The organism is uncultured Tenacibaculum sp. (assembly GCF_947495995.1).
Classification (GTDB): Bacteria; Bacteroidota; Bacteroidia; order Flavobacteriales; family Flavobacteriaceae; genus Polaribacter.
Map to the genome: position 1 here is coordinate 143,219 of NZ_CANMAX010000006.1, position 24,160 is coordinate 167,378.

22 protein-coding genes, 2 tRNA genes and 1 pseudogene are annotated in these 24,160 nt (G+C 30.9%); 3 read left to right on the forward strand and 22 right to left on the reverse strand.

Going from position 1 to position 24,160, the window contains the following annotated elements:
* Positions 1–5 precede the first annotated feature (5 nt).
* The 20 genes and pseudogenes from rfbA to Q1A15_RS15850 form a co-directional block, all read right to left on the reverse strand.
* Positions 6–878 carry a glucose-1-phosphate thymidylyltransferase RfbA gene (rfbA, locus tag Q1A15_RS15755; protein WP_299626098.1) on the reverse strand — a complete coding sequence of 291 codons (873 nt, stop codon included), beginning with the start codon at positions 876–878 and terminating at the stop codon, positions 6–8.
* A 5-nt stretch (positions 879–883) separates the two neighbouring features.
* Complete coding sequence (rfbB, locus tag Q1A15_RS15760) at positions 884–1,942, reverse strand: dTDP-glucose 4,6-dehydratase (protein WP_299626101.1); 1,059 nt, start codon at positions 1,940–1,942, stop codon at positions 884–886.
* Between the two features lie 4 nt (positions 1,943–1,946).
* Complete coding sequence (locus tag Q1A15_RS15765) at positions 1,947–2,960, reverse strand: NAD-dependent epimerase/dehydratase family protein (RefSeq protein ID WP_299626104.1); 1,014 nt, start codon at positions 2,958–2,960, stop codon at positions 1,947–1,949.
* Positions 2,957–4,282 (reverse strand): UDP-glucose/GDP-mannose dehydrogenase family protein, encoded by a 1,326-nt coding sequence (locus tag Q1A15_RS15770; RefSeq protein WP_299626107.1) that lies wholly within the window; start codon positions 4,280–4,282, stop codon positions 2,957–2,959. The genes Q1A15_RS15765 and Q1A15_RS15770 overlap by 4 nt, the downstream gene beginning before the upstream one ends.
* Positions 4,283–4,323: 41 nt before the next feature.
* Complete coding sequence (locus Q1A15_RS15775; protein ID WP_299626109.1) at positions 4,324–5,616, reverse strand: nucleotide sugar dehydrogenase; 1,293 nt, start codon at positions 5,614–5,616, stop codon at positions 4,324–4,326.
* 61 nt (positions 5,617–5,677) lie between these two features.
* Complete coding sequence (locus Q1A15_RS15780) at positions 5,678–6,109, reverse strand: adenylyltransferase/cytidyltransferase family protein (RefSeq protein WP_299626112.1); 432 nt, start codon at positions 6,107–6,109, stop codon at positions 5,678–5,680.
* Between the two features lie 133 nt (positions 6,110–6,242).
* On the reverse strand, positions 6,243–7,520 hold the full coding sequence (locus Q1A15_RS15785) for a nucleotide sugar dehydrogenase (RefSeq protein ID WP_299626115.1): 1,278 nt from the start codon (positions 7,518–7,520) through the stop codon (positions 6,243–6,245).
* 3 nt (positions 7,521–7,523) lie between these two features.
* On the reverse strand, positions 7,524–8,501 hold the full coding sequence (locus tag Q1A15_RS15790; protein ID WP_299626118.1) for an SDR family oxidoreductase: 978 nt from the start codon (positions 8,499–8,501) through the stop codon (positions 7,524–7,526).
* A 30-nt stretch (positions 8,502–8,531) separates the two neighbouring features.
* Positions 8,532–9,479, reverse strand: a complete 948-nt coding sequence (locus tag Q1A15_RS15795; protein WP_299626121.1) for a Gfo/Idh/MocA family oxidoreductase — start codon at positions 9,477–9,479, stop codon at positions 8,532–8,534.
* A 7-nt stretch (positions 9,480–9,486) separates the two neighbouring features.
* Positions 9,487–10,059 carry an acyltransferase gene (locus Q1A15_RS15800; protein WP_299626124.1) on the reverse strand — a complete coding sequence of 191 codons (573 nt, stop codon included), beginning with the start codon at positions 10,057–10,059 and terminating at the stop codon, positions 9,487–9,489.
* 126 nt (positions 10,060–10,185) lie between these two features.
* Positions 10,186–10,260, reverse strand: a tRNA-Val gene (locus Q1A15_RS15805).
* 18 nt (positions 10,261–10,278) lie between these two features.
* Positions 10,279–10,353, reverse strand: a tRNA-Val gene (locus Q1A15_RS15810).
* Positions 10,354–10,423: 70 nt separating this feature from the next.
* Positions 10,424–11,635, reverse strand: coding sequence for a folylpolyglutamate synthase/dihydrofolate synthase family protein (locus Q1A15_RS15815; protein WP_299626127.1), 1,212 nt, complete (start codon positions 11,633–11,635; stop codon positions 10,424–10,426).
* A 12-nt stretch (positions 11,636–11,647) separates the two neighbouring features.
* Positions 11,648–12,487 carry an energy transducer TonB gene (locus tag Q1A15_RS15820; protein ID WP_299626130.1) on the reverse strand — a complete coding sequence of 280 codons (840 nt, stop codon included), beginning with the start codon at positions 12,485–12,487 and terminating at the stop codon, positions 11,648–11,650.
* Positions 12,488–12,880: a biopolymer transporter ExbD gene (locus Q1A15_RS15825; protein WP_299626133.1), complete on the reverse strand. Its 393-nt coding sequence runs from the start codon at positions 12,878–12,880 to the stop codon at positions 12,488–12,490.
* Complete coding sequence (locus Q1A15_RS15830) at positions 12,880–13,569, reverse strand: MotA/TolQ/ExbB proton channel family protein (RefSeq protein ID WP_299626136.1); 690 nt, start codon at positions 13,567–13,569, stop codon at positions 12,880–12,882. The genes Q1A15_RS15825 and Q1A15_RS15830 overlap by 1 nt, the downstream gene beginning before the upstream one ends.
* A 626-nt stretch (positions 13,570–14,195) precedes the next feature.
* Positions 14,196–14,930: pseudogene (locus tag Q1A15_RS15835) on the reverse strand (ParA family protein); the annotation flags it as partial.
* A gap of 258 nt (positions 14,931–15,188) precedes the next feature.
* Positions 15,189–16,658, reverse strand: coding sequence for a sodium/proton antiporter NhaB (gene nhaB, locus Q1A15_RS15840; protein WP_299626139.1), 1,470 nt, complete (start codon positions 16,656–16,658; stop codon positions 15,189–15,191).
* A gap of 16 nt (positions 16,659–16,674) precedes the next feature.
* Positions 16,675–17,901, reverse strand: coding sequence for a Glu/Leu/Phe/Val dehydrogenase dimerization domain-containing protein (locus Q1A15_RS15845; protein WP_299626142.1), 1,227 nt, complete (start codon positions 17,899–17,901; stop codon positions 16,675–16,677).
* A gap of 298 nt (positions 17,902–18,199) precedes the next feature.
* Positions 18,200–19,261, reverse strand: a complete 1,062-nt coding sequence (locus Q1A15_RS15850) for an anhydro-N-acetylmuramic acid kinase (RefSeq protein WP_299626145.1) — start codon at positions 19,259–19,261, stop codon at positions 18,200–18,202.
* A gap of 94 nt (positions 19,262–19,355) precedes the next feature.
* On the opposite strand from Q1A15_RS15850, the gene Q1A15_RS15855 reads away from it, so the two are divergent.
* Positions 19,356–20,498 (forward strand): acyl-CoA dehydrogenase, encoded by a 1,143-nt coding sequence (locus tag Q1A15_RS15855; RefSeq protein WP_299626148.1) that lies wholly within the window; start codon positions 19,356–19,358, stop codon positions 20,496–20,498.
* A 53-nt stretch (positions 20,499–20,551) separates the two neighbouring features.
* Here Q1A15_RS15855 and Q1A15_RS15860 read toward each other — a convergent pair whose 3' ends face one another.
* The gene (locus tag Q1A15_RS15860) at positions 20,552–21,769 is read right to left on the reverse strand and encodes an ATP-binding protein (RefSeq protein WP_299626150.1); all 1,218 of its coding nucleotides are present in this window, start codon (positions 21,767–21,769) and stop codon (positions 20,552–20,554) included.
* Positions 21,770–22,124: 355 nt separating this feature from the next.
* Here Q1A15_RS15860 and Q1A15_RS15865 point away from each other — a divergent pair, with 355 nt between their 5' ends.
* On the forward strand, positions 22,125–22,607 hold the full coding sequence (locus tag Q1A15_RS15865; RefSeq protein WP_299626153.1) for an outer membrane beta-barrel protein: 483 nt from the start codon (positions 22,125–22,127) through the stop codon (positions 22,605–22,607).
* 65 nt (positions 22,608–22,672) lie between these two features.
* Positions 22,673–23,359, forward strand: a complete 687-nt coding sequence (locus Q1A15_RS15870) for a GNAT family N-acetyltransferase (RefSeq protein WP_299626156.1) — start codon at positions 22,673–22,675, stop codon at positions 23,357–23,359.
* Between the two features lie 2 nt (positions 23,360–23,361).
* Here Q1A15_RS15870 and Q1A15_RS15875 read toward each other — a convergent pair whose 3' ends face one another.
* Positions 23,362–24,144 (reverse strand): tRNA pseudouridine(38-40) synthase TruA, encoded by a 783-nt coding sequence (locus Q1A15_RS15875; protein ID WP_299626159.1) that lies wholly within the window; start codon positions 24,142–24,144, stop codon positions 23,362–23,364.
* Positions 24,145–24,160: the final 16 nt, after the last annotated feature.

Below are 24,160 nucleotides of genomic sequence, written 5' to 3' on the forward strand. Positions count from 1 at the left end.
GCTCTTTATTTTAATATTATTTTTCTTAGATACTCGAAGTATTCTCCTTTGGTATTAAATATATTTAATTTAAGCTGTTCTTTACTAATCCAATCATATAATAGTGCAATTTCCTCTAAACAAGCTATTTTTAATCCAGTTCTTTTTTCAACTGCCTTTACAAATTCAGTAGCTTCAGTTAACGCTTCATGTGTTCCTGTATCCAACCATGCAAATCCTCTACTTAGAATTTGCATTTTTAACTTTTCCTTTTTCAAATAAATCTGGTTTACAGAAGTAATTTCTAACTCTCCTCTATTGGAAGGTTTAACGTTTTTAGCAATTTCTACAACTGAGTTAGGATAAAAATACAAACCAACAACTGCAAAATTAGATTTTGGTTTTTTGGGTTTCTCTTCAATACTAATGACATTATTCTCTTTATCAAACTCCGCTACACCATATCTTTCAGGATCATTAACATAGTTACCAAAAACAACTGCTTTATTCTCACTTTCAACAATTTCTATAGAAGAACGTAATAATTTTTGCAATCCTGCTCCATAAAAAATGTTATCTCCTAGAATCAAACAAACATTTTCTGTACCTATAAAATCTTCTCCAATTATAAAGGCTTGAGCTAACCCGTCAGGAGAAGGCTGTTCTTTATAAGACAACTTTATTCCGTAGCGTTCACCATCTCCTAATAATTTTTTGAAATTTGGTAAATCATGTGGGGTTGATATAATTAAAATATCATTTATTCCTGCAAGCATTAAAACAGATAACGGGTAGTATATCATAGGTTTGTCATACACAGGTAATAACTGTTTTGAAACTGCTAAAGTAAGTGGATGGAGTCTCGTTCCCGATCCTCCTGCTAAAATAATACCTTTCATATTTTTTATCTGTTACTATAAAAATCCTGATAATAATTTTTATATTCTCCTGATGTGACATTTATCAGCCATTCTTCATTCTCCAAATACCAGTCTATAGTTAAAGATAATCCTTCTTCAAAAGATACAGAAGGTTCCCAACCTAATTCTTCCTTGATTTTCGTTGCGTCTATCGCATATCTTAAATCATGTCCAGGTCTATCTTTAACAAAAGTTATTAACTTTTCAGATTCACCTTTAGATCGACCTAACTTATTATCCATCAAACGGCATAGTAATTTTACTAGATCTATATTCTTCCACTCATTAAAACCACCTATGTTATATGTTTTCATATTTTCTCCTTCATGAAATATCTTGTCAATTGCTCGCGCATGATCTTTAACATATAACCAATCACGTGTATAATTACCATCTCCATAAACAGGTAAGTCTTTATTTTCAATTATGTTATTTATGAATAACGGTATTAACTTTTCAGGAAAATGATTTGGTCCATAATTATTAGAACAATTAGAAATAACAAAAGGCATTCCATAAGTCTCTCCATATGATCGAACAAAATGATCTGAACTTGCTTTAGATGCTGAGTAAGGTGAATTTGGTGAATAAGGAGTTTCTTCTGTAAACAATCCCGTTTCACCTAAAGTTCCATAAACTTCATCTGTACTTATGTGATAAAACCTTTTATCTTTCCAATTATCTGACCATCTATTTTTAAAACTATTTAATAAATTAAGTGTTCCTAAAATGTTCGTTTTGGCGAAGGCAAGAGGATTCTTTATTGATCGATCAACATGCGACTCTGCAGCCAAATGAATTACTCCATCAAATTCATATTCTGTAAATAAGTCTTGGATCCTATCTTCATTGGTGATATCTTCTAATAGAAGGTTATAATTTGGATAATCTTCAATATCTTTTAAATTTTCGAGATTTCCAGCATAAGTCAATATGTCTAAATTATAAATCTCATAATTTGAGTATTTTTTTACAAAATGTCTTATAACATGGGACCCTATGAAACCAGCCCCGCCAGTTATTAATATCTTTTTTTTAAACATATAGTCAAGAATTATATCGTTTATACCAATCAATAAATCTACTTATTCCTTCTTTAATTGGCGTGTTTGGATTATAACCGTAATCATTAATTAAATCTTCTACATTTGCCCAAGTTTTATAAACATCTCCTGGTTGAATCGGCAGCATTTCTTTTTTAGCTACTCTGTTTAACTTTAATTCAATTTCATCAATGAAATCAGTTAACTTTACACTATTATTATTACCTATGTTGTATACTTTATACTTCTCTCTAGTCTTTAAATCTTTTAACAAGATTCTTCTCACTCCTTCTACAATGTCATCTATATAAGTAAAATCTCTTTCCATTTTTCCATAGTTAAAAACTTTTATGGGTTCTCCTTTTATAATAGCCTCGGTAAATAAAAACATTGCCATGTCAGGTCTACCCCAAGGCCCATATACTGTAAAAAATCTCAAACCTGTAGTTGACAAATTGTATAAATGTGAATATGTATGAGCCATTAACTCATTACTTTTTTTCGTAGCAGCGTATAAACTAACAGGAGTATCAACTACATCTGTAGTTTCAAAAGGAACTTTTGTATTGGCCCCATAAACACTAGAACTACTAGCGTATATTAAATGTTTGATTTTGTTATGTCTAGAACATTCGAGTATGTTTGCAAAACCTACAATATTACTTTGTATATAAGCATTAGGATTTTCTAAACTATATCTCACTCCTGCCTGAGCCGCAAGATTACATACGATATCGAACCCTTCTTTTTTAAATAAACTTGATAGTTCTTTACTATCTTCTAAATTGAGTCTTATAAATTTAAAATTTTCATACTTTTTACTAAACACATAATTATTAAATTCTTCTGCTTCCTTTCTAGGAATTCCTAATTCTTTTAATCTTGAATACTTTAGATTTACATCATAATAATTATTTATATTATCTATTCCTATAATTTGAATTTCTTCTTCCTTCAATAATCTTTCACACAAATGAAATCCAATAAAACCAGCTGCACCTGTAATTAAAATTTTCATGACTTTCCAATTCTATAATACTCTATGCCTTTTTCTTTCAAATTATAAGCCATATATTGATTTCTTCCATCAAATATAACAGGTTGACTAAGTTGTTTCTTTATTTCCTCAAAATCTGGAGAACGAAATTCTTTCCATTCAGTTAATAAAATTAAAGCATCAGATTCTTTTAGCACATCATATTTAGATTTTTCGTAAACTAACCTGTCTACATCTTTAAGGTAAAAATGTTTTGCTTCTTCCATAGCTTTCGGATCATAACATTTAATTTTCGCACCTCTTCTAACCAACTCCTTAATCACATATATAGCTGGGGCTTCTCTCATATCATCAGTTCCTGGTTTAAAAGCCAACCCCCAGATTGCAAAAGTTTTACTTGATAAATCCTTACCAAATCTTTTAATGACTTTATTAGCAATTACGAATTTTTGACGATTATTTACATCCTCTACAGATTCTATTAGTTGAGCTTTATAATCATGTTCTTCTGCTATCTTTTTTAAAGCCTTAACATCTTTTGGAAAACAAGAGCCTCCATACCCTGCTCCTGGATAAATAAAACTATATCCAATTCTTGAATCAGAACCTATACCTATCCTAACATTATTGACATCTGCACCTACATGTTCACATATATTTGCTATTTCATTCATAAATGAAATTTTTGTAGCTAACATAGCATTGGCAGCATACTTAGTCATTTCAGCGGATCTAATATCCATTGTTATAAATCGGTCTCTTGACATTGTAAATGGGGTATATAACTGCTTCATTTTTTCAAAAGCATATTCAGAATCAGCCCCTATAACCACTCTGTCTGGCTTCATAAAATCTTTAATTGCATCACCTTCCTTTAAGAATTCAGGGTTAGACACTACGTCAAAATCTATTTTTTTCTTTCTTATATCTAGTTGTTCTTGAATTTTCTCTCTGACTTTATCAGCTGTACCAACTGGCACGGTAGATTTATCAACAATAACAAGCCTCCCTTTCATTTTTTGACCAATCTCTTCTGCCACAGACAAAACAAATTGTAAGTCAGCGGATCCATCCTCCCCCATTGGAGTTCCTACAGCTATAAAAACTATTTCTACGCTATCAATCGCTTTCTCTAAATTAGTAGTAAAATGTAAATTTTCGTTCTCTACATTTTTAAGAACCATTTTTTCTAAGCCAGGCTCATATATTGGTATTACTCCTCGTTTTAATTTATTAATTTTATCTTGGTCAATATCAACACAAGTAACAAAGTTTCCCATTTCTGAAAAACATGTCCCTGAAACCAAACCTACATACCCCGTACCTATGACTGCAATATTCATTTTTATTTTTTTTAATCGAATAATTATCTTCTGAAAAAATGTTATAAACTTTCATGTTCTACTGAAGATGGTAAAATATTCTTAACATCATACACCAACATACTCTCCTCGCCTAACCCTTTAAAATCTAAATCTTTAAATTCATTATGTGCAACTGCAAGTATAACAGCTTGAAACTTTTTTTGACGAGGAATTTCTTTTACCGTGCTTATAGAATATTCAAATTTAACTTCTTCTTCGTTAGCCCAAGGATCAAAAACTGTTATTTCAGTTCCATATTCTTTTAACGCATGAATAACATCTACAACTTTTGTGTTTCTAACATCAGGACAATTTTCTTTGAAAGTAATTCCTAAAACTAAAATATTAGCACCTCTTACATGAATATCTCGCTTTATCATTAACTTAACTACCTGAGAAGCTATGTAATCTCCCATACTATCATTTAACCTTCTACCTGCTAATATGATTTCAGGATGATAACCAAACTCTTGGGCTTTTTGAGCTAAATAATATGGGTCAACTCCAATACAATGTCCTCCAACTAGACCTGGCTTAAAAGGTAAAAAATTCCATTTTGTCCCTGCTGCCTCTAAAACATCATGAGTATTAATTCCCATAAGGTTAAAAATTTTTGCAAGCTCATTTACAAAGGCAATATTAATATCTCTTTGTGAATTTTCGATTACCTTGGCCGCCTCGGCTACCTTTATTGTAGGAGCTAAATGAGTGCCCGCAGTAATTATAGACCTATATAAGTTATCTATTTTCTCGCCAATTACAGGAGTGGAACCAGATGTAACCTTTAAAATTTTTTCTACTGTATGTTTTTTATCTCCTGGATTAATTCTTTCTGGTGAGTAACCCGCAAAAAAATCTTTATTAAATCTAAGTCCAGATTTTTTTTCTAAGACTGGTATACATTCCCCTTCAGTAGCACCAGGATATACGGTAGATTCATAAATAACTATATTATCTTTACTCAAAACCTTACCTACTGTTTCACTTGCTTTTAATAAAGGAGTTAAAACCGGTCTATTATTCTTATCAACAGGTGTTGGGACAGTTATGATATAATAGTCACTTCCTTCTATAGACTCTAAAGATGTGGAACAAAAAAGACCTTCTTCTTCAGAGGGTTCTTGAACGATTACAGATTTAAGTTCTTTATTAGAAATTTCAAGCGTAGAATCAATACCATTCATTAATTCTCTTACCCTTTTATCATTTATATCAAAACCTACGGTTGGGTATTTAGTTGCAAATAATCTTGCCAAAGGTAACCCAACATATCCTAAACCTATAATAGCTATTTTTGGTTTATTTATCTTCATTTATATGCTATTAACAAAACTTTATAGAATTGAATTTCTACAATCTCTTTTCTCAAAAAAATTACTTATCCTTTTTTTTTAAACTTTCCTTTTCATGAACTTCTTTTCTTAAACCGCTACTTGAAAAACGATGTTCTCTTTTATTGAAGTATAATTTTATTCCTTTTTTCTCACAGTAGTCTCTTCCTGTAAACATCTTACTAGCATATTCATCACCTATGATCCTCACATCGATATGAAAAGAACGTAAAACATCTTCTAAATCCTGCTCTGTAGCATAAGGAACAATTTCATCCACATATTTACAGCCTTTTAGTTGAATATATCTTTCAACTACTGACTGAACAGGTTTATTTTTCTCAGGTCTATCAATAGTAGGATCTGTTTGAAGTCCACAAATTAAGTAATCACACTGACGCTTAGCTTCTTCCAACATTTTGATATGCCCTGCATGTAGCAAATCAAATGCACTAAATGTTATACCTACTTTCATAATTTCTGTTTCTTTTCAATGAACAAATATATTAAGTTAATTTATTTTGAAAAGTCTTTTTAGGATTTATTAATAATTATTTTACTCTAAACTTCTTAAAATCATAAAACTTATAATCAATTTCAGGTTATAACTATAAAGTCTTATCCTTAATCTTTAAAGCATTTTTCACATCGTAAACTACAGCTTTTATTTCTTTTAAAGAATCGAAATCTAACTCAGTAAATTCTTTATGAGCTACTGTTAACACTAGTGCATTATACTTTTCTTCTGGTAGACTTCTAGTTGATTTTAAGTTATATTCTGACATAACTTCTTCTTCATTTGCCCAAGGATCAAAAACATCTACATTTAATCCGTAATCTTTTAATGCATGTACTACATCTACAACTCTGGTATTTCTAACATCTGGACAGTTTTCTTTAAAAGTTATCCCTAACACTAGAACCTTAGCATCTTTTATCCTAAGATCATTCCCTATCATTAACTTAATAACTTCAGAAGCTACATACTCTCCCATACTATCATTCAATCTTCTCCCAGCTAAAATAATTTCTGGATGATAACCATACTCTTGGGCTTTCTGTGCTAAATAATATGGATCAACACCAATACAATGACCACCAACTAAACCTGGCTTAAATGGTAAAAAATTCCATTTTGTACCAGCTGCTGCTAAAACATCGTGAGTATTAATATCCATCAAATTGAAAATCTTTGCTAATTCGTTAACAAACGCAATATTGATATCTCTTTGAGAATTTTCAATAACTTTTGCAGCTTCAGCAACTTTTATTGTTGGAGCTAAATGAGTTCCTGCAGTAATAACAGACTTGTAAAGATCATCTACTATCTTACCTACTTCTGGTGTAGACCCAGCAGTTACCTTTAATATTTTTTCTACAGTGTGTAGTTTATCTCCAGGATTGATTCTTTCAGGAGAATAACCCACATAAAAATCTCGGTTAAATTTCATACCTGAAATCTTTTCTAAAACTGGCACACAATCTTCCTCTGTTGCTCCAGGATAAACCGTAGATTCATATATAACAATATCATCTTTCTTTAAAACTCCTCCAACTGTTTCGCTAGCTTTTATCAATGGAGTCAAAACCGGTCGATTATTTTTATCTATTGGAGTAGGTACAGTTACAATAAACACTGTACAATCATATAAATCTTTTGTAGAAAAACTACAAAATAAACCTTCAGAATCAGAACTCTTATCAACTAAAACCGATTGCAAAACATCATTCTCAACCTCTAAAGTACTATCTATACCTTTTCTAAGTTCGTTTATTCTCTCTTCATTAATATCAAAACCAACTACTGTATACTTTGTAGCAAATAACCTAGCTAAAGGCAATCCTACATATCCTAACCCTATTATTCCTATCTTAGGTTTACTCATTTCTTATAAATTTTCCCAATACCAAGTTACCGCTTCCTTTAATCCTAATTGTAAAGAAAACTTTGGATCATAATTTAATAATTCTCTAGCTTTATCAATATTTGCTAAAGAATGTGGTATATCTCCTTGCCTATTCGGTCCGTGTTTAGCTTCTACGTTACTAATATTCGCATCAAAATCTGATAAATATTCTTTTAAATACTTCATTAGATCTACTAAAGTATTTCGTTCTCCGTACGCAACATTATAAACCGTATTTACAGCTTTTCCATTTTCTGAAATTAAACACAAAATATTAGCTTGAACTACATTATCAATATAAGTAAAATCTCGAGAATAAGATCCGTCTCCATTAATAACCGGAGATTCATTATTCATTAAAAGCTTCACGAATTTAGGAATTACCGCCGCATAAGCTCCATTAGGATCTTGTCTTCTACCAAAAACATTGAAATATCGTAATCCGATAGTTTCTATTCCATATGTTTTCGAAAAAACATCAGCATATAATTCATTTACATACTTTGTAATTGCGTATGGAGACAAAGGCTTCCCAATCTTATCTTCCACTTTCGGTAAAGATTCAGAATCTCCATAAGTCGAAGAACTCGCGGCATAAACAAATCTTTTCACTCCTGCGTCTCTAGAAGCTACTAACATATTTAGAAAACCGCCAACATTAACATCATTAGAAGTTATTGGATCTTTAATTGACCTTGGTACAGAACCTAACGCTGCCTGATGCAAAACAAAATCTACATTTTCAACTGCTTTTTTACAGTCTTCTAGATTTCGAATATCTCCTTCTATTAATTTGAATTTAGAATTACTTAATAAATGTTCTATATTTTCTCTCTTACCTGTTGCAAAATTATCAAGACAAACAACCTCGTTATTCATTTCGATAAGTTTATCACACAAGTTTGATCCTATAAAACCTGCACCACCTGTAACTAATATTTTCTTTCCTTGTAATGTCATATCTTAAATTTAACACTTAATCGTGTTAGCTTAAACTTCTAAATTTGATAAATAAGGATGTTTTATTCCTTTACTAATAATATTTATATTTCTAATATTATACACTGTTTCTATTGATGGTCTAGCATCCTTTAAAGAAAAACCATTCCCTTTTAAGACTTCTTCGTAAGTTTTAGTATGCAAATCTGTAAAACCTTGACTAAACTCTATTTCTTCTCCCTCTACCGTTATGGATCTATACGTTCTTTGTCCTTTTTCTTTAATTTCTTTTGGTAAAGAATTTGAATCAATTGATAAAAACCATCGTACTCTAGCATTTTCTAATTCTAGATACCCACTTGCTTTATCATGTTCTCTTAAATGAACTTCGCTTTCTTGAACATTTCCAAAAATCCAAGTCAACATATCAAAGAAATGTATCCCTATATTAGTTACAATACCTCCAGATTTACTTTCATCTCCTTTCCAAGAAATGTCATACCATTTTCCTCTAGAAGTAATATATGTTAAATCTATTTCGTATTTCGCCTTATTATTTTGAGCTTGTACTTTTTGTTTTAAAGCTATTACACTTGGATGTAATCGTAATTGTAAAATAGCATTAATTCTATTTTCACTTTCGCTTTCTATTGCTTCAAGTGCATCTAAATTCCATGGATTTAAAACTAATGGCTTTTCACAAATCGCATCTGCACCTCTTCTTAAAGCCATTCTAATATGAGAATCATGTAAATAATTTGGAGTACATACACTTACATAATCTAACTGAATATTCTCTTGTCTTTTTAACTTTTCAATATGACGATCAAATCGTTCAAACTCCACAAAAAAGTTTGAATTTGGAAAATAACTATCTAAAATACCAACACTATCATTTTTATCTAACGATGCTAGTAAATTATTCCCTGTATCTTTTATCGCCATTAAATGCCTAGGAGCTATGTAACCTGCTACTCCTAAAATTGCAAAATTCTTCATTTAAATTTTACTTTACTCTTTTAACATGATTATTTTCTAATTGATAAACTTGATTACTTTCACTACAAACAGCACAACCTTTTTCATCAAACATCAATCTATGTCCGTATTCACTTACCCATCCAATTTGTTTAGAAGGATTCCCTACAACTAAAGCATAAGCTTGAACATCTTTTGTCACCACTGCACCTGCTCCTATTAAGGCATATTCTCCAATTGTATTTCCACAAATTACGGTTGCATTAGCTCCAATTGTTGCTCCTTGTTTTACTAAAGTCTGTTTAAATTCTGATTTTCGATTTACAGCACTTCTAGGATTTATAACATTTGTAAAAACCATTGAAGGACCAAGAAAAACATCATTTTCACAAACAACTCCTGTATAAACAGAAACATTGTTTTGAACCTTTACATTGTTACCTAAAATTACTTCTGGAGAAATGACAACATTCTGACCTAAATTACATCGATCACCTATCTTACTGTTTGGCATTACGTGAGAAAAATGCCAAATTTTTGTTCCCTCTCCTATTTGAGAACCTTCATCTATTACAGCGGTTTCATGTGCAAAATAACTCATCAACTCTCTTGTATTAACAATATAGCTTAAGACTATCTTTTGTAATTAACAAACCTACAAAAAGCAGACGTAAAAACAGTATAGAAAACAAAAAACCTCAATCTGTTTAGATTGAGGTTTTGTTTGTGGGCGAAGAGGGATTCGAACCCCCGACCCCTTGGGTGTAAACCAAGTGCTCTGAACCAACTGAGCTATTCGCCCGAATATTTTCACTTTTTGTGGGCGCGAAGGGATTCGAACCCCTGACCCCTTGGGTGTAAACCAAGTGCTCTGAACCAACTGAGCTACGCGCCCCTGCTTTGCTATTGCGGATGCAAATATAACACCATTTTGAATACTGACAACATTTTTTTTAAGTTTTTTTCTATAAAATTTCAGCAACAGTAAAAGTACTTCCTCCTACAAACACTAAATCCCGATCAGCAGACAAAATAAGAGACTCATTGTAAGCCTGTTGAACAGATTCATAAGTTTTACCCTCTAAATTATATTTTTTCGCTTCGTTACTTAATTTTTTTTCTGAAAGTCCTCTTGGCATGTCTGGTTTGCAGAAATAATATGTTGCTTTTTCAGGAAACATTGGTAAAATCTCTTCCAAGTTTTTATCAGAAACGACTCCTAAAACAATATGTAATGTTTCATATTTTTCTTCTTGAAGTTGTTTTAATACATATTGAATACCTTCTTTATTGTGTGCGGTATCACAAATCACTTTAGGATTTTCTTGAATAACTTGCCATCTTCCTTTTAGATTTGTATTAAAAACTACATTACTTAATCCTTTTTGTATATGTTTTTCACTTACTGTAAAATTAGCAAGCTTAGTAATTGCTGTAACTGCTGTTTTTATATTTTTCTGTTGATATGAACCTAATAAATCGGTTTTAAAACTAATTTCATTACTATCTGAAGCAAATACAATTTCAGACGATAATTCTTTTGCTTTATCTATAAAAACACTTTCGGTATCTGTATCTCTTTCACCAATAACTACAGGAACTCCTTTTTTTATAATCCCTGCTTTCTCTACTGCTATTTTCTGAACAGTATCTCCTAAAATTTGAACGTGATCTAATCCTATGTTTGTTATAACAGATAATTCTGGAGTGATTACATTCGTAGAATCTAATCTTCCTCCTAAACCAACTTCTATTACCGCTACATCTACTTTTTTATTTGTAAAATATTCAAATGCTAAACCAACTGTCATTTCAAAAAAAGATAATTGATTCGATTCAAAAAACGTTTTATTTTCAGTTATAAACTGAACAACTACATCTTCTGGTATTTCCTCTCCATTGATTCTAATACGCTCTGTAAAACTTTTTAAATGCGGAGAAGTATATAAACCAACCTTATATCCTGCTTCTTGTAAAATTGAAGCAATCATATGACTTGTAGAACCTTTACCGTTAGTTCCACCTACATGAATTGATTTAAATTTATTTTCTGGATTTCCTAAATAATCACAAAGCTTAATGATATTAGATAAGTCTGCTTTATATGCAGTTTTCCCTTGACTTTGATACATCGGTAACTGATTAAACATCCAATTTACCGTTTCTTGATACGTCATATTAACAATAAACTACTTTGATAATGAGAATTTGTATATAATGGTTCCTCTTTGCTTTTCAGGAGCATTTCCATCAGGATTCCATTTTGTTTTTAATGCTGCTTCTTTAGCGGCTTTAAATAAACACGGAGCTGAATTTGTAGTTCCTCTTGCTCCAGGCGAAGCTTTTAACACTTTACCATCTTTACTAACTTCTATACTAACCACTACAGTTCCTTCCTCTTCACAATCTGGATTTTGAATTGGTTTAGATAATGCTTTTCTACCTGCTAAATTGTAATTTCCGCCAGAACCATCTCCAGCTTTACCATAATATTTATTTGAATCAGGATCTCCAGATTTATCACCTTTCACTCCCGCTTCTTTATCATCTCCTTCACCTTTCTTAGCTTCACCATCAGGAGAACTACCTTTTAGTAAACTATTCAATGCATCTGTTGCAGCTTTTGAAGGTTTAGGTTTTGGCTTTTCTTTTGGTTTCTCTTCCTTAACCTCTTTAACAGGTTCTTTTTTTTCTTTCTTTTTATCTACCACAGGAACATCTTCTTCAGTAGTTTCATCTGTAATAACATCTTCAATTACTTCCTCTTTTGGCTGTTCTTCAACTGGTTCTACTTCTTCTTGAGGTTCTTCTTTTTGTTCTTCTTCTACTTTTGGTTCAGCAGCTTTCACTTTTTCTACAGGCTCTCCACTTCCAACATCAGAATCTCCATAATTAATTGATACTCCATATTCAATAGGCGGATCCATATAACGCATCCCAAATCCGTACATCATAAGAAGTATTAATAGTAAAAGTATTGCTGTAATAATTGCAGACTTTCTTTTATGTATTGTATCAAATAATTGCATTTACCTTCCTTTAACAGCGAGTATCATTTTCAATTTATTTCTGTTCGCAATATCAATAACTTGCATTACATTTTTATAAGGTACATTTTGATCACCTCTAATAACCACCGTTTTCTCTTTATTTGCTCCTACTTTATTTAACAATTCTTGTTCCAAACTATTCGATGCTACTTTAGACTTATCGATATAAAAATCTGAATCTTTTGTAATTGTTACTGCTACTGAAGTTTTATTTTCTGTTTTTCCTCCAGCTTTAGGAAGTAAAACATCTATTGCGCTTACTGTAACTAAAGTTGAAGTTAACATGAAAAAAATCAATAACAAGAATACAATATCCGTCATAGACGACATATTGAAATTAGGATCTACTTTATTTCTTCCTCTTAAATTCATTATACAGGCTCATTTAATAAATCTAAAAACTCAACAGACTGTGCTTCCATTTGATACACAACTTTATCTGTTCTAACTACCAAATGATTATATGCGATGTAAGAGATAATACCAACAATTAAACCAGCAACTGTAGTTGTCATTGCAGTATATAAACCATCCGATAACATTTTAATATCTATTTGTCCACCCGAATTTGCTATTTCATGAATAGCTACAATCATACCAATTACTGTTCCTAAGAAACCAATCATTGGAGCTGCACCAGCTATGGTTGCCAATACAGAAACATTCTTTTCTAATTTATAAACTTCAAGCTTTCCTGCATTTTCAATTGCTGTATTAATATCATCTAAAGGTTTTCCTATTCTTGAAATTCCTTTACCTACTAATCTTGACGAAGGAGTATCTGTACTTTCACATAAAGCTTTTGCTGAATCTAAATTTCCGTTTAATACAAAGTCTCGAATTTGATTCATAAAGTTACTATCTTCTTTAGAAGCTGATTTTATAGCAAAGAAGCGCTCAAAATAAATATATAAAGCAACACCAAGTAAAACAAATAAGATAGCAATAATAATTTGTCCGCCTAAACCACCATCTTTTATCAATTGTATAATCGATAGTGTTTTTTCTTGAGTTGATTCATCTACAACTTCTTTAGCTACTTCTTGAATAAATAAAAACATATAATACCTCTACTTTTTTGAAATTAACGAATTCGACGTTAAAAAATTATATTAATACAAACATCTAAAGACAACTATAACAAACCTTTAACGAACGTAATAAATCTCATATACATATTTAAAAAGTTCTAACTTAAAAATTCTTTATGAAATTGTTATTACAAAACACTTGATATAGACCTTAGTTACTAGCAAATATATTGATTCTATGCAAAAACTGATGTGATTTTATCACAAGAAAAACACAAAGAAATTTAGCTACCGAACCATTTCATTGCATAATGTGTAACAGCATCATTTTCAAAATACACATAAAGGTATTTTTTCTTAAAAACCTTTTCTTTATTCACTTTATATATCCATGTACTTCCTAGTAGTTCTTTATAAGAAGTTCCCATAATTTTTTCTACTGAAGATTTCTTTAGATTTATCAAATCATCAAAATTGTTTAAAAATGATTTTTGCTCTTCTTCATACTCACAAGAAAAATTATTTAGTATCCTTTCGTACAAACTATCATCACCACTCAACGGAGTTCTACCTAACTTCTTAGAATTAAAAACAGTTTCTTGCTCTTGTTCAATAACTCGAAGTTCTTTCTCTTCATCAATGACATCGTTATTCGCTAATATTTCTATCGCAAGATTTAAATAACACTTTGAACCAATGCATGTAGCATCATATTCTATTACACTCTTACCTAAACTTGGTGCTTGTGTAATTTTAGCATTTCTATCTATTATTGTTGAAAATACTAAATCTTGAAAATAATTCCGAACATAATCGGCCACTTTATTCGAAAGATTGACTCTCTTATCATACATCGTTAATAAAAATCCTTCAATATGTAAATTACTATTTAGTTTCTTTTGTACGAACCGAACTGTTTTTAAAAACTTATGCAATCCTTCTAAAGCATAATAGTCACATTGCACAGGAATAATTACAGCGTCTGAAACTGCTAATATTTCTAAATTTTTAGCTTTAAAAAAAGGAACACAATCAATCAAAATAAAATCATATGATTTCTTAATGCTGTTTAATGCTTTTTTAAATTTTGAAGAGACTGATGCTTTTTCAAAGAAGTTTAAATCTTCATAAAAAGGAAATAAATCTACATTTGGTGAATTAGTTGTAATAATATTATTTCTTATTACCGATGTAAAATCCATAAACTGTAACGCTGGATTATCAAAGTTCTCAACTCCAAAACCAAATGAAACCGATGCATTTGCTTGTGGATCTGTATCTATTACCAATACTTTTTTCTCAAGAACTCCTAATGCAGCAGATAAATTTACGCAGGTAGTTGTTTTACCCACGCCTCCTTTCTGATTACAAATAGAAATAATTTTTCCCATGTAAAATGTTACTAGTTGAAATTAAAAGTTAGTTGATTAAGATTTCCAATATTCAACACTCGAGAAAAAGCAGACTTAAAATTATTTTAGCATACTAATTTAGGGGGATGTATCACTATAAAAACCTTTATAGTTTATTCTTTAATCATGAAAACAAAATTTTAAATCATTGTTTATAAAAAGAATAGACCTTTAAAGCTAAAAAAAAATCCTGAATTTAAAAAATTCAGGATTTCAATCTATTCGTATATAATTATGTTATAACATTACTTTTACTAATACATAACCTAACCCTCCTAAAACTATCGTGTAAGGAAGCGCCATTTTTACCATTTTTCCGTAAGATAAATTAATTAACGGTGCTAATGATGATGTTAGTAAGAATAAGAAAGCTGCTTGTCCGTTTGGAGTAGCCACACTTGGTAAGTTAGTTCCAGTATTAATAGCTACAGCTAATTTTTCAAAATGCTCTCTAGTGATTACACCACTTTTAAATGCACTTTCTACCTCTCCAATATATACTGTAGCCACAAATACATTATCACTTATTGCTGATAAGAATCCGTTAGCAATGTAAAATAATCCTGGTTGAGATGCTGGATCTTGCTCTAAAGCCCATGCGATAATTGGACTAAATAAGTGCTGATCGTGAATCATTGCTACAATAACAAAGAACACTACTAATAAACCTGTAAAAGGTAAAGCTTCTTCAAAAGCGTGTCCTAACTTATGCTCATCAATAATTCCCATAAAAGCAGTTTGAACAATAATTAAAGCTAAACCAATAAAGCCTACTGGCGCAATGTGTAATGCTAAACCTGCTATTAATAAAATTGCAGAAACTCCTTGTACTATTAAACCATACTTTTCACCATCAGTTCTCTTATTGTCTTCTTCAATTGTATAGTTTTCAATAATTTCAGCAGCGACTGAAGGTAATTTAGCTCCAAAACCAAACCAACCTGTAGTCTCTAAAACAACTGTTGTTAATAAACCTGCTAGCAAAACCGGAATTGTTATTGGTGCCATTTGTAGGAAAAAGTCTACAAAATCCCATCCTAACCTTTCTCCAATTAATAAGTTTTGTGGTTCACCAACTAAAGTACAAACTCCACCAAGAGCTGTACCTACAACTCCGTGCATAATTAAACTTCTTAGGAAACTTCTAAATTGTTCTAATGTATCTCCACTTAACTCTTTTCTATCTAAAGTTCCGTCATTATCATAATCCGCCGAACTCGAAGCAATTCTATGGTATACTCCATAAAACCCTACTGCAACACTAATTAATACAGCAGTAACTGTTAAAGCATCTAAGAAAGCCGATAAAACAGCTGCTAAGAAAACAAATAATAAGGATAGAATTAATTTCGATTTTATCTTAGTGAATACCTTACTGAAGATATACATTAATAAAGGCTTCATAAAATAAATTCCTGCCACCATAAAAACTAAAAGCAATACTACTTCTAAGTTTTGATCTACTTCATGATAAGCATTTTTAGGAGTGGTTAAACCTAATGCAATAGCTTCAATTGCTAATAAACCACCAGATTGTAGTGGATAACATTTTAAAGCCATGGCTAATGTGAAGATAAACTCTCCAATAAATAACCATGCAGTAATGGTTTTACCTAGAACGAAATAGGAAAATATATTAAATATTAAAAAACCAATCATGGTTAACTTGAACCACTTTGGACTATTTCCTAAAAAGTATTTTAACATAATTGTACTTATTTGATTAAATTAATTCCTTTAAGGCGATTTCAAACGCCGTTTTGCTAATATTCGTTTTACTCGAATCTTTAGCATGTGCTTTTTCTAAAGCTTTTTTAATTATTTCTGATGTATCATTAAAAATAGATTCATCACTCATCGCTACTCTTTTCTCCATGAAATAAGCAAATACTCTCGCCATTCCACAATTAGAAATAAAGTCAGGGATTAAACTCACTTTCTTATCGGTACTTTCCATAATTGGTCCGAAGAAAATTTCTTGGTCAGCAAAAGGAACATTCGCTCCACAAGAGATAACCTCTAAACCAGTACCTATCATTTGATCAATTTGCTTATCAGTAATTAATCTTGAAGCCGCACAAGGTGCAAAAATTTCACAAGGTAAATTCCAAACTCTTGCATTCATTTCTTCAAAAGGAATCATGTTTTCAGCAACAAGAGTATTTCCGTCTTTATTTAAGAACAACTCTTTAATTTCTTCGAACGTAAAACCTTCTTCATTTATTACTCCTCCAACTCTATCAATAATACCTACAACTTTTGCTCCCATTTGAGCTAAGTAATATGCTGCTGCAGAACCTACGTTTCCAAAACCCTGAACAACTGCTCTTTTACCAACAACACTTCCTCCATAAATATTATAGTAATGCTTTACAGCTTCAGCTACACCATAACCAGTGATCATATCTGCAACTGTATATTTTTTTGCTACATCTGGTGAAAAATCTTCGCTTTCTAATACTTTGATTACTCCATGACGTAACTGACCAATTCTATTGATTTTATCAGCTTCTGTTGGTTTAAAGTGTCCATTAAATACTCCTTCTTGTGGATGCCATACTCCACAATCTTCAGTAATTGGAATAACTTCGTGAATTTCATCAACATTTAAATCTCCTCCGGTTCCGTAGTAATTCTTTAATAACGGCGCTACTGCTTTATACCATCTTCTTAACACTCCTTCTTTCCTTGGATCTCTTGGATCGAAGTTAATTCCAGATTTAGCACCTCCAATAGCCGGACCAGAAACAGTAAATTTAACTTCCATTGTTTTTGCAAGCGACATTACTTCATATTTATCTAATCCTTTTCTCATTCTAGTTCCTCCACCAGCTGCACCACCTCTTAATGAGTTTATTACTGTCCAACCTTCAGCTTCAGTTTCTGGATCTTTCCAATTAAAAACTATTTCTGGTTGCTTCTCTTCGTATTTTTTTAATAATTCTTTCATGATTTAATTAATAATGGTTGTTTGTTAATTTTTTTGCTTGTTTTTAAATTAAATCATGTAAGCTAAAGTTGTGTCATTTCGTTTATTTTTTGTTACCTCGCAAACTTACCAAAAAATTAGATTTTTTATTGCAAATATTTTCATACAATATTCAACAAAAAACATCTAGTTACTAACGTTTTCTACACGCAATAGTGTTACTTAAATACGATCGCAATTTACTAAGGAAACTTTTAAAACAAAAATAGTTTCCATAGTTTCTTACCACTTTAACATTTCTTTAGCAACAGTTATTAGTTCAATAAGGATTAAAAATTACTCCTGAAGAATGATCTTTACTAGCTCCAGTAACTGAACGTAAGCAGTTTACCTCTTCATTCAATCTTAATAATCCTAAAAAACCAAAGATTAAAGCCTCTTTATATTCAATTAAAAGTTTTGGAGCCATTTTGATTTTTTTATCAATATTCTTTTCTATCTCACTTATTAAAAAAGAATTAAAAGCTCCTCCTCCTGTGATTAGAATAGTATTTGAATTTTTAATTATTTCACTTATTTGAAAAGCGCTATGCTTTACAAATGTTTTTAAAATTGTAGGAATATCTGTTTCTAAATTGTTAATTAAAGGAAAAACTTCTTCTTGAACCCATTCTAATCCTAAAGACTTTGGAGCTGGTTTTGAATAAAAAGGAAGTTTATTGAGTGCATTTAACAAATCAAAATTCACATTTCCAGAAGCTGCTATTTTTCCACTTTCATCAAATTCATAGCCTAGCTTTTTTGCATAGAAATTCATCACAATATTTACCGGACAAACATCGAAAGCTATTCGTTGCGCATTTTTAACATAAGAAACATTTGCAAAACCTCCTAAGTTCAGACAATAATCATAATTATTGAAAAGTAATTCATCTCCAATCGGAACCAAAGGAGCTCCTTGACCTCCTAGAGCAACATCTTGCGATCTAAAATCACATATAACTTTTAATTTTGTAACCTCAGCAATTTTTTTTCCGTTTCCTATTTGTAATGTAATCCCTTGATCTGGCTGATGAAAAACGGTGTGGCCATGAGAAGCTATAAAATCTATTTCTTGAATTGAAAACGTTTCAATAAACTTATTTACACACTTTCCCAAATATATTCCATAATCATCGTCAAGTTTCTTTAACTCTGATTTTGAAAATGTTATCGCTTCTTTTAAATCAGATTTCCATTTTATATTATATGGCTGTGTTTCAGCATGAATTATGCTAAAATCTTTGTAATCGGAATTATTAAACTTCACATAAACTAAATCTAAACCGTCTAGAGAAGTTCCTGACATTAATCCGATGGCGTATCTATACTCATTCTGCATAAGGTAAAAATAGGAAAGCTATTGAAAAAATAATATTAAAAGGGTATCTTTGGTCGCGTTTTATACAAATTTATTATAACTATAACGATTTAGTATGGATTTTAATCTTACAGAAGAGCATTTAATGATACGAGATGCAGCTCGTGATTTCGCTCAAAATGAATTATTACCAGGTGTTATTGAAAGAGATGAAAAACAACAATTTCCTGATGAATTAGTGAGAAAAATGGGTGAACTAGGCTTCATGGGAGTAATGGTTGATCCTAAATATGGAGGTAGTGGAATGGATACTATTTCTTATGTTTTAATTATGGAAGAGCTATCTAAGATTGATGCATCTGCTTCTGTAATGGTTTCTGTAAACAATTCACTTGTTTGTTATGGTTTAGAAGCTTATGGTACTGAAGAGCAAAAACAAAAATATTTAACAAAATTAGCAACTGGTGAGCAAATTGGTGCGTTTTGTTTAAGTGAGCCAGAAGCTGGTTCTGATGCAACTTCTCAAGCTACGACTGCAGAAGATAAAGGAGATTACTATTTATTAAACGGAACTAAAAACTGGATTACTAACGGTGGACGTTCTGATGTTTATTTAGTAATTGCTCAAACTGATAGAGCTAAAGGACATAGAGGAATTAATGCGTTTATCGTAGAGAAAGGCATGGAAGGTTTCCATATTGGTCCGAAAGAAGATAAATTAGGTATCCGTGGTTCTGATACACATACATTACAGTTTAATGATGTAAAAGTTCCTAAAGAAAATAGAATTGGTGAAGATGGATTCGGATTTAAATTTGCTATGAAAACTTTATCTGGTGGACGTATTGGTATTGCTGCTCAAGCTTTAGGTATTGCTTCTGGAGCTTACGAATTAGCTTTAAAATATTCTAAAGAGCGTAAAGCTTTCGGAACAGAAATTTGTAACCACCAAGCTATTGCTTTTAAATTAGCTGACATGTACACTGAAATTACAGCTGCTCGTCATTTAGTAATGCAGGCTGCTTGTGATAAAGATAATGGTGATGATTATACTCGTTCTGGTGCAATGGCAAAATTATATGCTTCTAAGGTAGCAATGGAACATACTGTTGAAGCTGTTCAAATTCACGGTGGAAACGGGTTTGTAAAAGAATACCATGTAGAGCGTTTAATGCGTGATGCTAAAATTACTCAGATTTATGAAGGAACTTCAGAAATTCAAAAGATTGTAATTTCTAGAAGCTTAATCAAAGAATAACAATTTTATTATTGTTTATATTTCAAAAACTCATCTTTCAAAGGTGAGTTTTTTTATTTAAAAAGATTCGATTTTGGTATTGTAAACTCAAAACGAACTCCTTCTTCATTATTCGCTTTTATTCCTAATCCTATTGTTCCGCCTAATCGCGTAATTATTGATTTTATAGTGGCTAAACCTATACCCGTGTTTTGAAAATTAGCTTCACCTAAAGTTTCAAACATCATAAAAACTTTATCATAAAACTTCTCAGGTATACCTGGTCCGTTATCTTCATAAATAAACTGATACGATTCTTCATCAGAAGTATACGTGATATGTACTTCGCATTTGTCTTTGTCATTAAATTTATGAGAGTTTGTTAATAGATTTTGAAAAATCTGAATAAAACAAATTTTAGAATGTAATAGGTTTATATCTAAATCATTTAGGTTGATATTTACTAAACCATCTAAATCACAATTTTTTAATATGTATCCTAATAACTCTTTTAAATTGAAGTTTTCAAAATCGATATTAGTATTGGTAACTTTAGCATAAATTAAAAGTTGATTGATCATCGACTCCATATACTGAGCTCTAGAAGAAATCAACTCTATAAATTCATTTGTTTTAGAATCGCTAGATGCTTCTTCTAAATCTTCTTTTAAAAATAAAGCTAAAGAATTAATACCACGAACTGGAGTTTTTAAATCATGTGTAAGTCTATGTGCAAATTGATTTAATTCATTATTTAATCTTGTTATTTCGTGATTTGCTTGTTCTAGTTTTAAATTCTTTTTTCTCAACTCAAGTAAACTCATTACTTGTTGTGATAATGCTTTTAAAGATTCTTTCTGACCATCTGTTAACGACAATCGAGGTTCATTATCTATAACACATAAAGTTCCTAACGCATAACCTTCTTTTGTTTTTAAAGGTGCGCCTGCATAAAATATAACATGTGGATCGTTTACAGTTAAAGGATTATCATTAAAGCGGATATCTTTTGTTGCATCTGGCACAATAAATAACTCATCTGGTTGTAAAATACTATGTGCACAAAAAGCAAAATCTCTCGGTGTTTCTGTTGCATTTAAACCATAAGCTGATTTGAACCATTGTCTTTCTGGATCAACCAAAGACACTAATGCTATTGGAGCGTTACATATTTCAGCTGCAATTTTTGTAATATTATCGTAATCTTCTTCTGGAAGTGTATCTAGGATGTTATAACTATTTAAAGCTTCTATTCTTTTTTCTTCATCCTTTGGTATACTTGCTGTTTGCATAGAGTAATTTTAACGGGGTAAATAATGACGTTCCTATCTTACAAATGTTAGGTGAATTAATCTTAAAAGTTCACCTTACTCTTCAAGCTCTATCTTTAAATATAGCATATTAATTTCAGAAAAGAAAGAAAATAAAATGATATACAGTGATTTACCCCTTTTTTATAATTCGGTGTATTTTTTCTAAAATCGCTTAAAAAACTCAAGTTTTTAGCTGTATACAGATCAAAAATGCGTTGATTTATTCAAAAGAATCAGAAATAAATTATACGTTTCTTTTTTTGTTAAGGATTTCTTAATTCAATTTTATGGCACAGTACTTGCCTATCAAATGGAAATTATAAATCTAAAAAACATGAAAAAATTACTTTTATTATTCGCTTTAACTTTTACATTAATTTCTAATGCTCAAGACGGGGGATTTAATCTTGGTGCTAATTTTAGTTTACCTGTAGGAAATGCTAGTGAAACTCACAATTTTGCTTTAAGTGTAGAAGCCAACTACTTATTTGATGTTACAGATAATATTCAAATTGGTCCATCTGCTTCTTTTATCAACTACTTTGGTAAAGAAGAAAACAATGTTGGTTTTGGAAGTGTTCAATTTTTACCAGTAGCTGGTGCTGCAAGATTTAATGTTTCTGAAGACTTTACTTTAGGTGCTGACTTAGGTTATGCTATTGGAATTAACACAGGAAATGAAGGAGGATTTTATTACAGACCTTTAGTAGCTTACAACATTTCGGAAACTATAGCTTTACAAGCTAGTTATAATGGAGTGGCTAATGATGGACAAAACTTTAGTAGTGTTGGTTTAGGCGTAGTATTTAAACTTTAAAAAACATCTCGTTAAAATTATAAAGTCTATTCAATTTTGAATAGGCTTTTTTTATTTTTACAACTATGATAAAAAAGAAAAAATTTGATAATCCAGTTTGGTTTGCTTTAGAAGAAACTCATAAAGAATATCTCATCAGTTATGAGAATGCAAAGTTTTATCATCCAGATTATTGTCCGTTTGGAAGTTTTAACGATGCTAAAGATATTATAAAAGCTATGGAATCTTATGCAGAATTAACTTCTGATTTTTTCATTGTTTGTCAAGAAGCTCCTACTTATCCTAAAAGTTTAACCTTAAAAGGAGAATATCACTGTTTACAAATGGAATTATCTCAAGAAGATTTTAAAATTCCAGAATATACTTCAACTATAGTGAAATTAACCAAAGCTCATGAACAACAACTTTATGATTTAATAATGCTTGTAATGCCAGGAACTTATCGTAAGAAATCTTTTGATGTTGGTGATTATTATGGAATTTTTGATGGTGATGAATTAGTAGCAGCTACAGGAGAACGCATTCAAGGCGATGAATTTATTGAAGTTAGCGGTGTTGTTACTCATCCAGATCATGTTAGAAAAGGATATGCAAAACAATTAGTTGCTTATACTTCTGCTGAAGTTTTACGAAAAGGAAAAACTCCAATTTTACATGTCTTAGAAATTAATGAAGGTGCAATACGACTTTACGAGAAATTAGGGTATAAAACCATAGACTTTATGTATTGGAGACATTACATAAAAGATTAGTACTACTTAAAGTTTACTTCATGCAAATGCAAACCAGAAGCAGGTGCAATACTTTTAAGAAATTCAATATTAGAATTTCCATTTAAACTTTGTTTAATAAAATCTAAATCATAATTTTCTTTACCTAATTCGGCTAATGCTCCCATAATTAATCGAATCTGATTTCTTAAAAAACCTTGTCCTTTTATAATTAATATATAACTCTTATCAGGGAAAAAAGAAGCTGTTAATTCTGTGTTTTCAATAATCTCACAAGAATCAATTGTTCGTTCGACTTTTGTTTCTTCTGAGGGTTTGGTACAGTAATGTTTAAAATTATGAAAGCCTTCAAATAGTCTTGCTCCTTCTATCATCAAATCAATATTAAGATGATCTAAATATCCTACTAAAAAGGGTGCGCAATATGGGTGATTTTTTTCTCCAAAAGAAAAGTAATAACGATACTCTTTTTGTTTTGGATGCTGAATTATATTAAAGCTTTCGTCTTCTATTCTTTCAATTGCTGTTACTCTGATATCAGAAGGAGAGTTTATATTAAAAGTTTTTATAAAAATATCTTCATCTAACTTTTCATCTATGAATAATTGGTACGCATAATTTGTAGAAGAAACCTTCGCATCTGTTCTCCCCACTCCTATTGTTTTACAACGAATTCCTTTACAAACAAACTTTAGAGTTTTATCTAAAGCCCAATGCACAGTTTTCAAATTTGGCTGTTTTTGCCATCCATGAAATCGAAATCCTAAATATTGAAAACGTACTAAATACGCGTAATTATAATTCATATGCCAAAGTTACTAT

What these genes read in the sequence shown, in the direction of transcription:
- rfbA (WP_299626098.1), bottom strand. Translation starts at nt 878, where the DNA reads ATGAAAGGTATTATTTTAGCAGGAGGATCGGGAACGAGACTCCATCCA.
- rfbB (WP_299626101.1), bottom strand. Translation starts at nt 1,942, where the DNA reads ATGTTTAAAAAAAAGATATTAATAACTGGCGGGGCTGGTTTCATAGGG.
- Q1A15_RS15765 (WP_299626104.1), bottom strand. Translation starts at nt 2,960, where the DNA reads ATGAAAATTTTAATTACAGGTGCAGCTGGTTTTATTGGATTTCATTTG.
- Q1A15_RS15770 (WP_299626107.1), bottom strand. Translation starts at nt 4,282, where the DNA reads ATGAATATTGCAGTCATAGGTACGGGGTATGTAGGTTTGGTTTCAGGG.
- Q1A15_RS15775 (WP_299626109.1), bottom strand. Translation starts at nt 5,616, where the DNA reads ATGAAGATAAATAAACCAAAAATAGCTATTATAGGTTTAGGATATGTT.
- Q1A15_RS15780 (WP_299626112.1), bottom strand. Translation starts at nt 6,109, where the DNA reads ATGAAAGTAGGTATAACATTTAGTGCATTTGATTTGCTACATGCAGGG.
- Q1A15_RS15785 (WP_299626115.1), bottom strand. Translation starts at nt 7,520, where the DNA reads ATGAGTAAACCTAAGATAGGAATAATAGGGTTAGGATATGTAGGATTG.
- Q1A15_RS15790 (WP_299626118.1), bottom strand. Translation starts at nt 8,501, where the DNA reads ATGACATTACAAGGAAAGAAAATATTAGTTACAGGTGGTGCAGGTTTT.
- Q1A15_RS15795 (WP_299626121.1), bottom strand. Translation starts at nt 9,479, where the DNA reads ATGAAGAATTTTGCAATTTTAGGAGTAGCAGGTTACATAGCTCCTAGG.
- Q1A15_RS15800 (WP_299626124.1), bottom strand. Translation starts at nt 10,059, where the DNA reads ATGAGTTATTTTGCACATGAAACCGCTGTAATAGATGAAGGTTCTCAA.
- Q1A15_RS15815 (WP_299626127.1), bottom strand. Translation starts at nt 11,635, where the DNA reads ATGACGTATCAAGAAACGGTAAATTGGATGTTTAATCAGTTACCGATG.
- Q1A15_RS15820 (WP_299626130.1), bottom strand. Translation starts at nt 12,487, where the DNA reads ATGCAATTATTTGATACAATACATAAAAGAAAGTCTGCAATTATTACA.
- Q1A15_RS15825 (WP_299626133.1), bottom strand. Translation starts at nt 12,880, where the DNA reads ATGAATTTAAGAGGAAGAAATAAAGTAGATCCTAATTTCAATATGTCG.
- Q1A15_RS15830 (WP_299626136.1), bottom strand. Translation starts at nt 13,569, where the DNA reads ATGTTTTTATTTATTCAAGAAGTAGCTAAAGAAGTTGTAGATGAATCA.
- nhaB (WP_299626139.1), bottom strand. Translation starts at nt 16,658, where the DNA reads ATGTTAAAATACTTTTTAGGAAATAGTCCAAAGTGGTTCAAGTTAACC.
- Q1A15_RS15845 (WP_299626142.1), bottom strand. Translation starts at nt 17,901, where the DNA reads ATGAAAGAATTATTAAAAAAATACGAAGAGAAGCAACCAGAAATAGTT.
- Q1A15_RS15850 (WP_299626145.1), bottom strand. Translation starts at nt 19,261, where the DNA reads ATGCAGAATGAGTATAGATACGCCATCGGATTAATGTCAGGAACTTCT.
- Q1A15_RS15855 (WP_299626148.1), top strand. Translation starts at nt 19,356, where the DNA reads ATGGATTTTAATCTTACAGAAGAGCATTTAATGATACGAGATGCAGCT.
- Q1A15_RS15860 (WP_299626150.1), bottom strand. Translation starts at nt 21,769, where the DNA reads ATGCAAACAGCAAGTATACCAAAGGATGAAGAAAAAAGAATAGAAGCT.
- Q1A15_RS15865 (WP_299626153.1), top strand. Translation starts at nt 22,125, where the DNA reads ATGAAAAAATTACTTTTATTATTCGCTTTAACTTTTACATTAATTTCT.
- Q1A15_RS15870 (WP_299626156.1), top strand. Translation starts at nt 22,673, where the DNA reads ATGATAAAAAAGAAAAAATTTGATAATCCAGTTTGGTTTGCTTTAGAA.
- Q1A15_RS15875 (WP_299626159.1), bottom strand. Translation starts at nt 24,144, where the DNA reads ATGAATTATAATTACGCGTATTTAGTACGTTTTCAATATTTAGGATTT.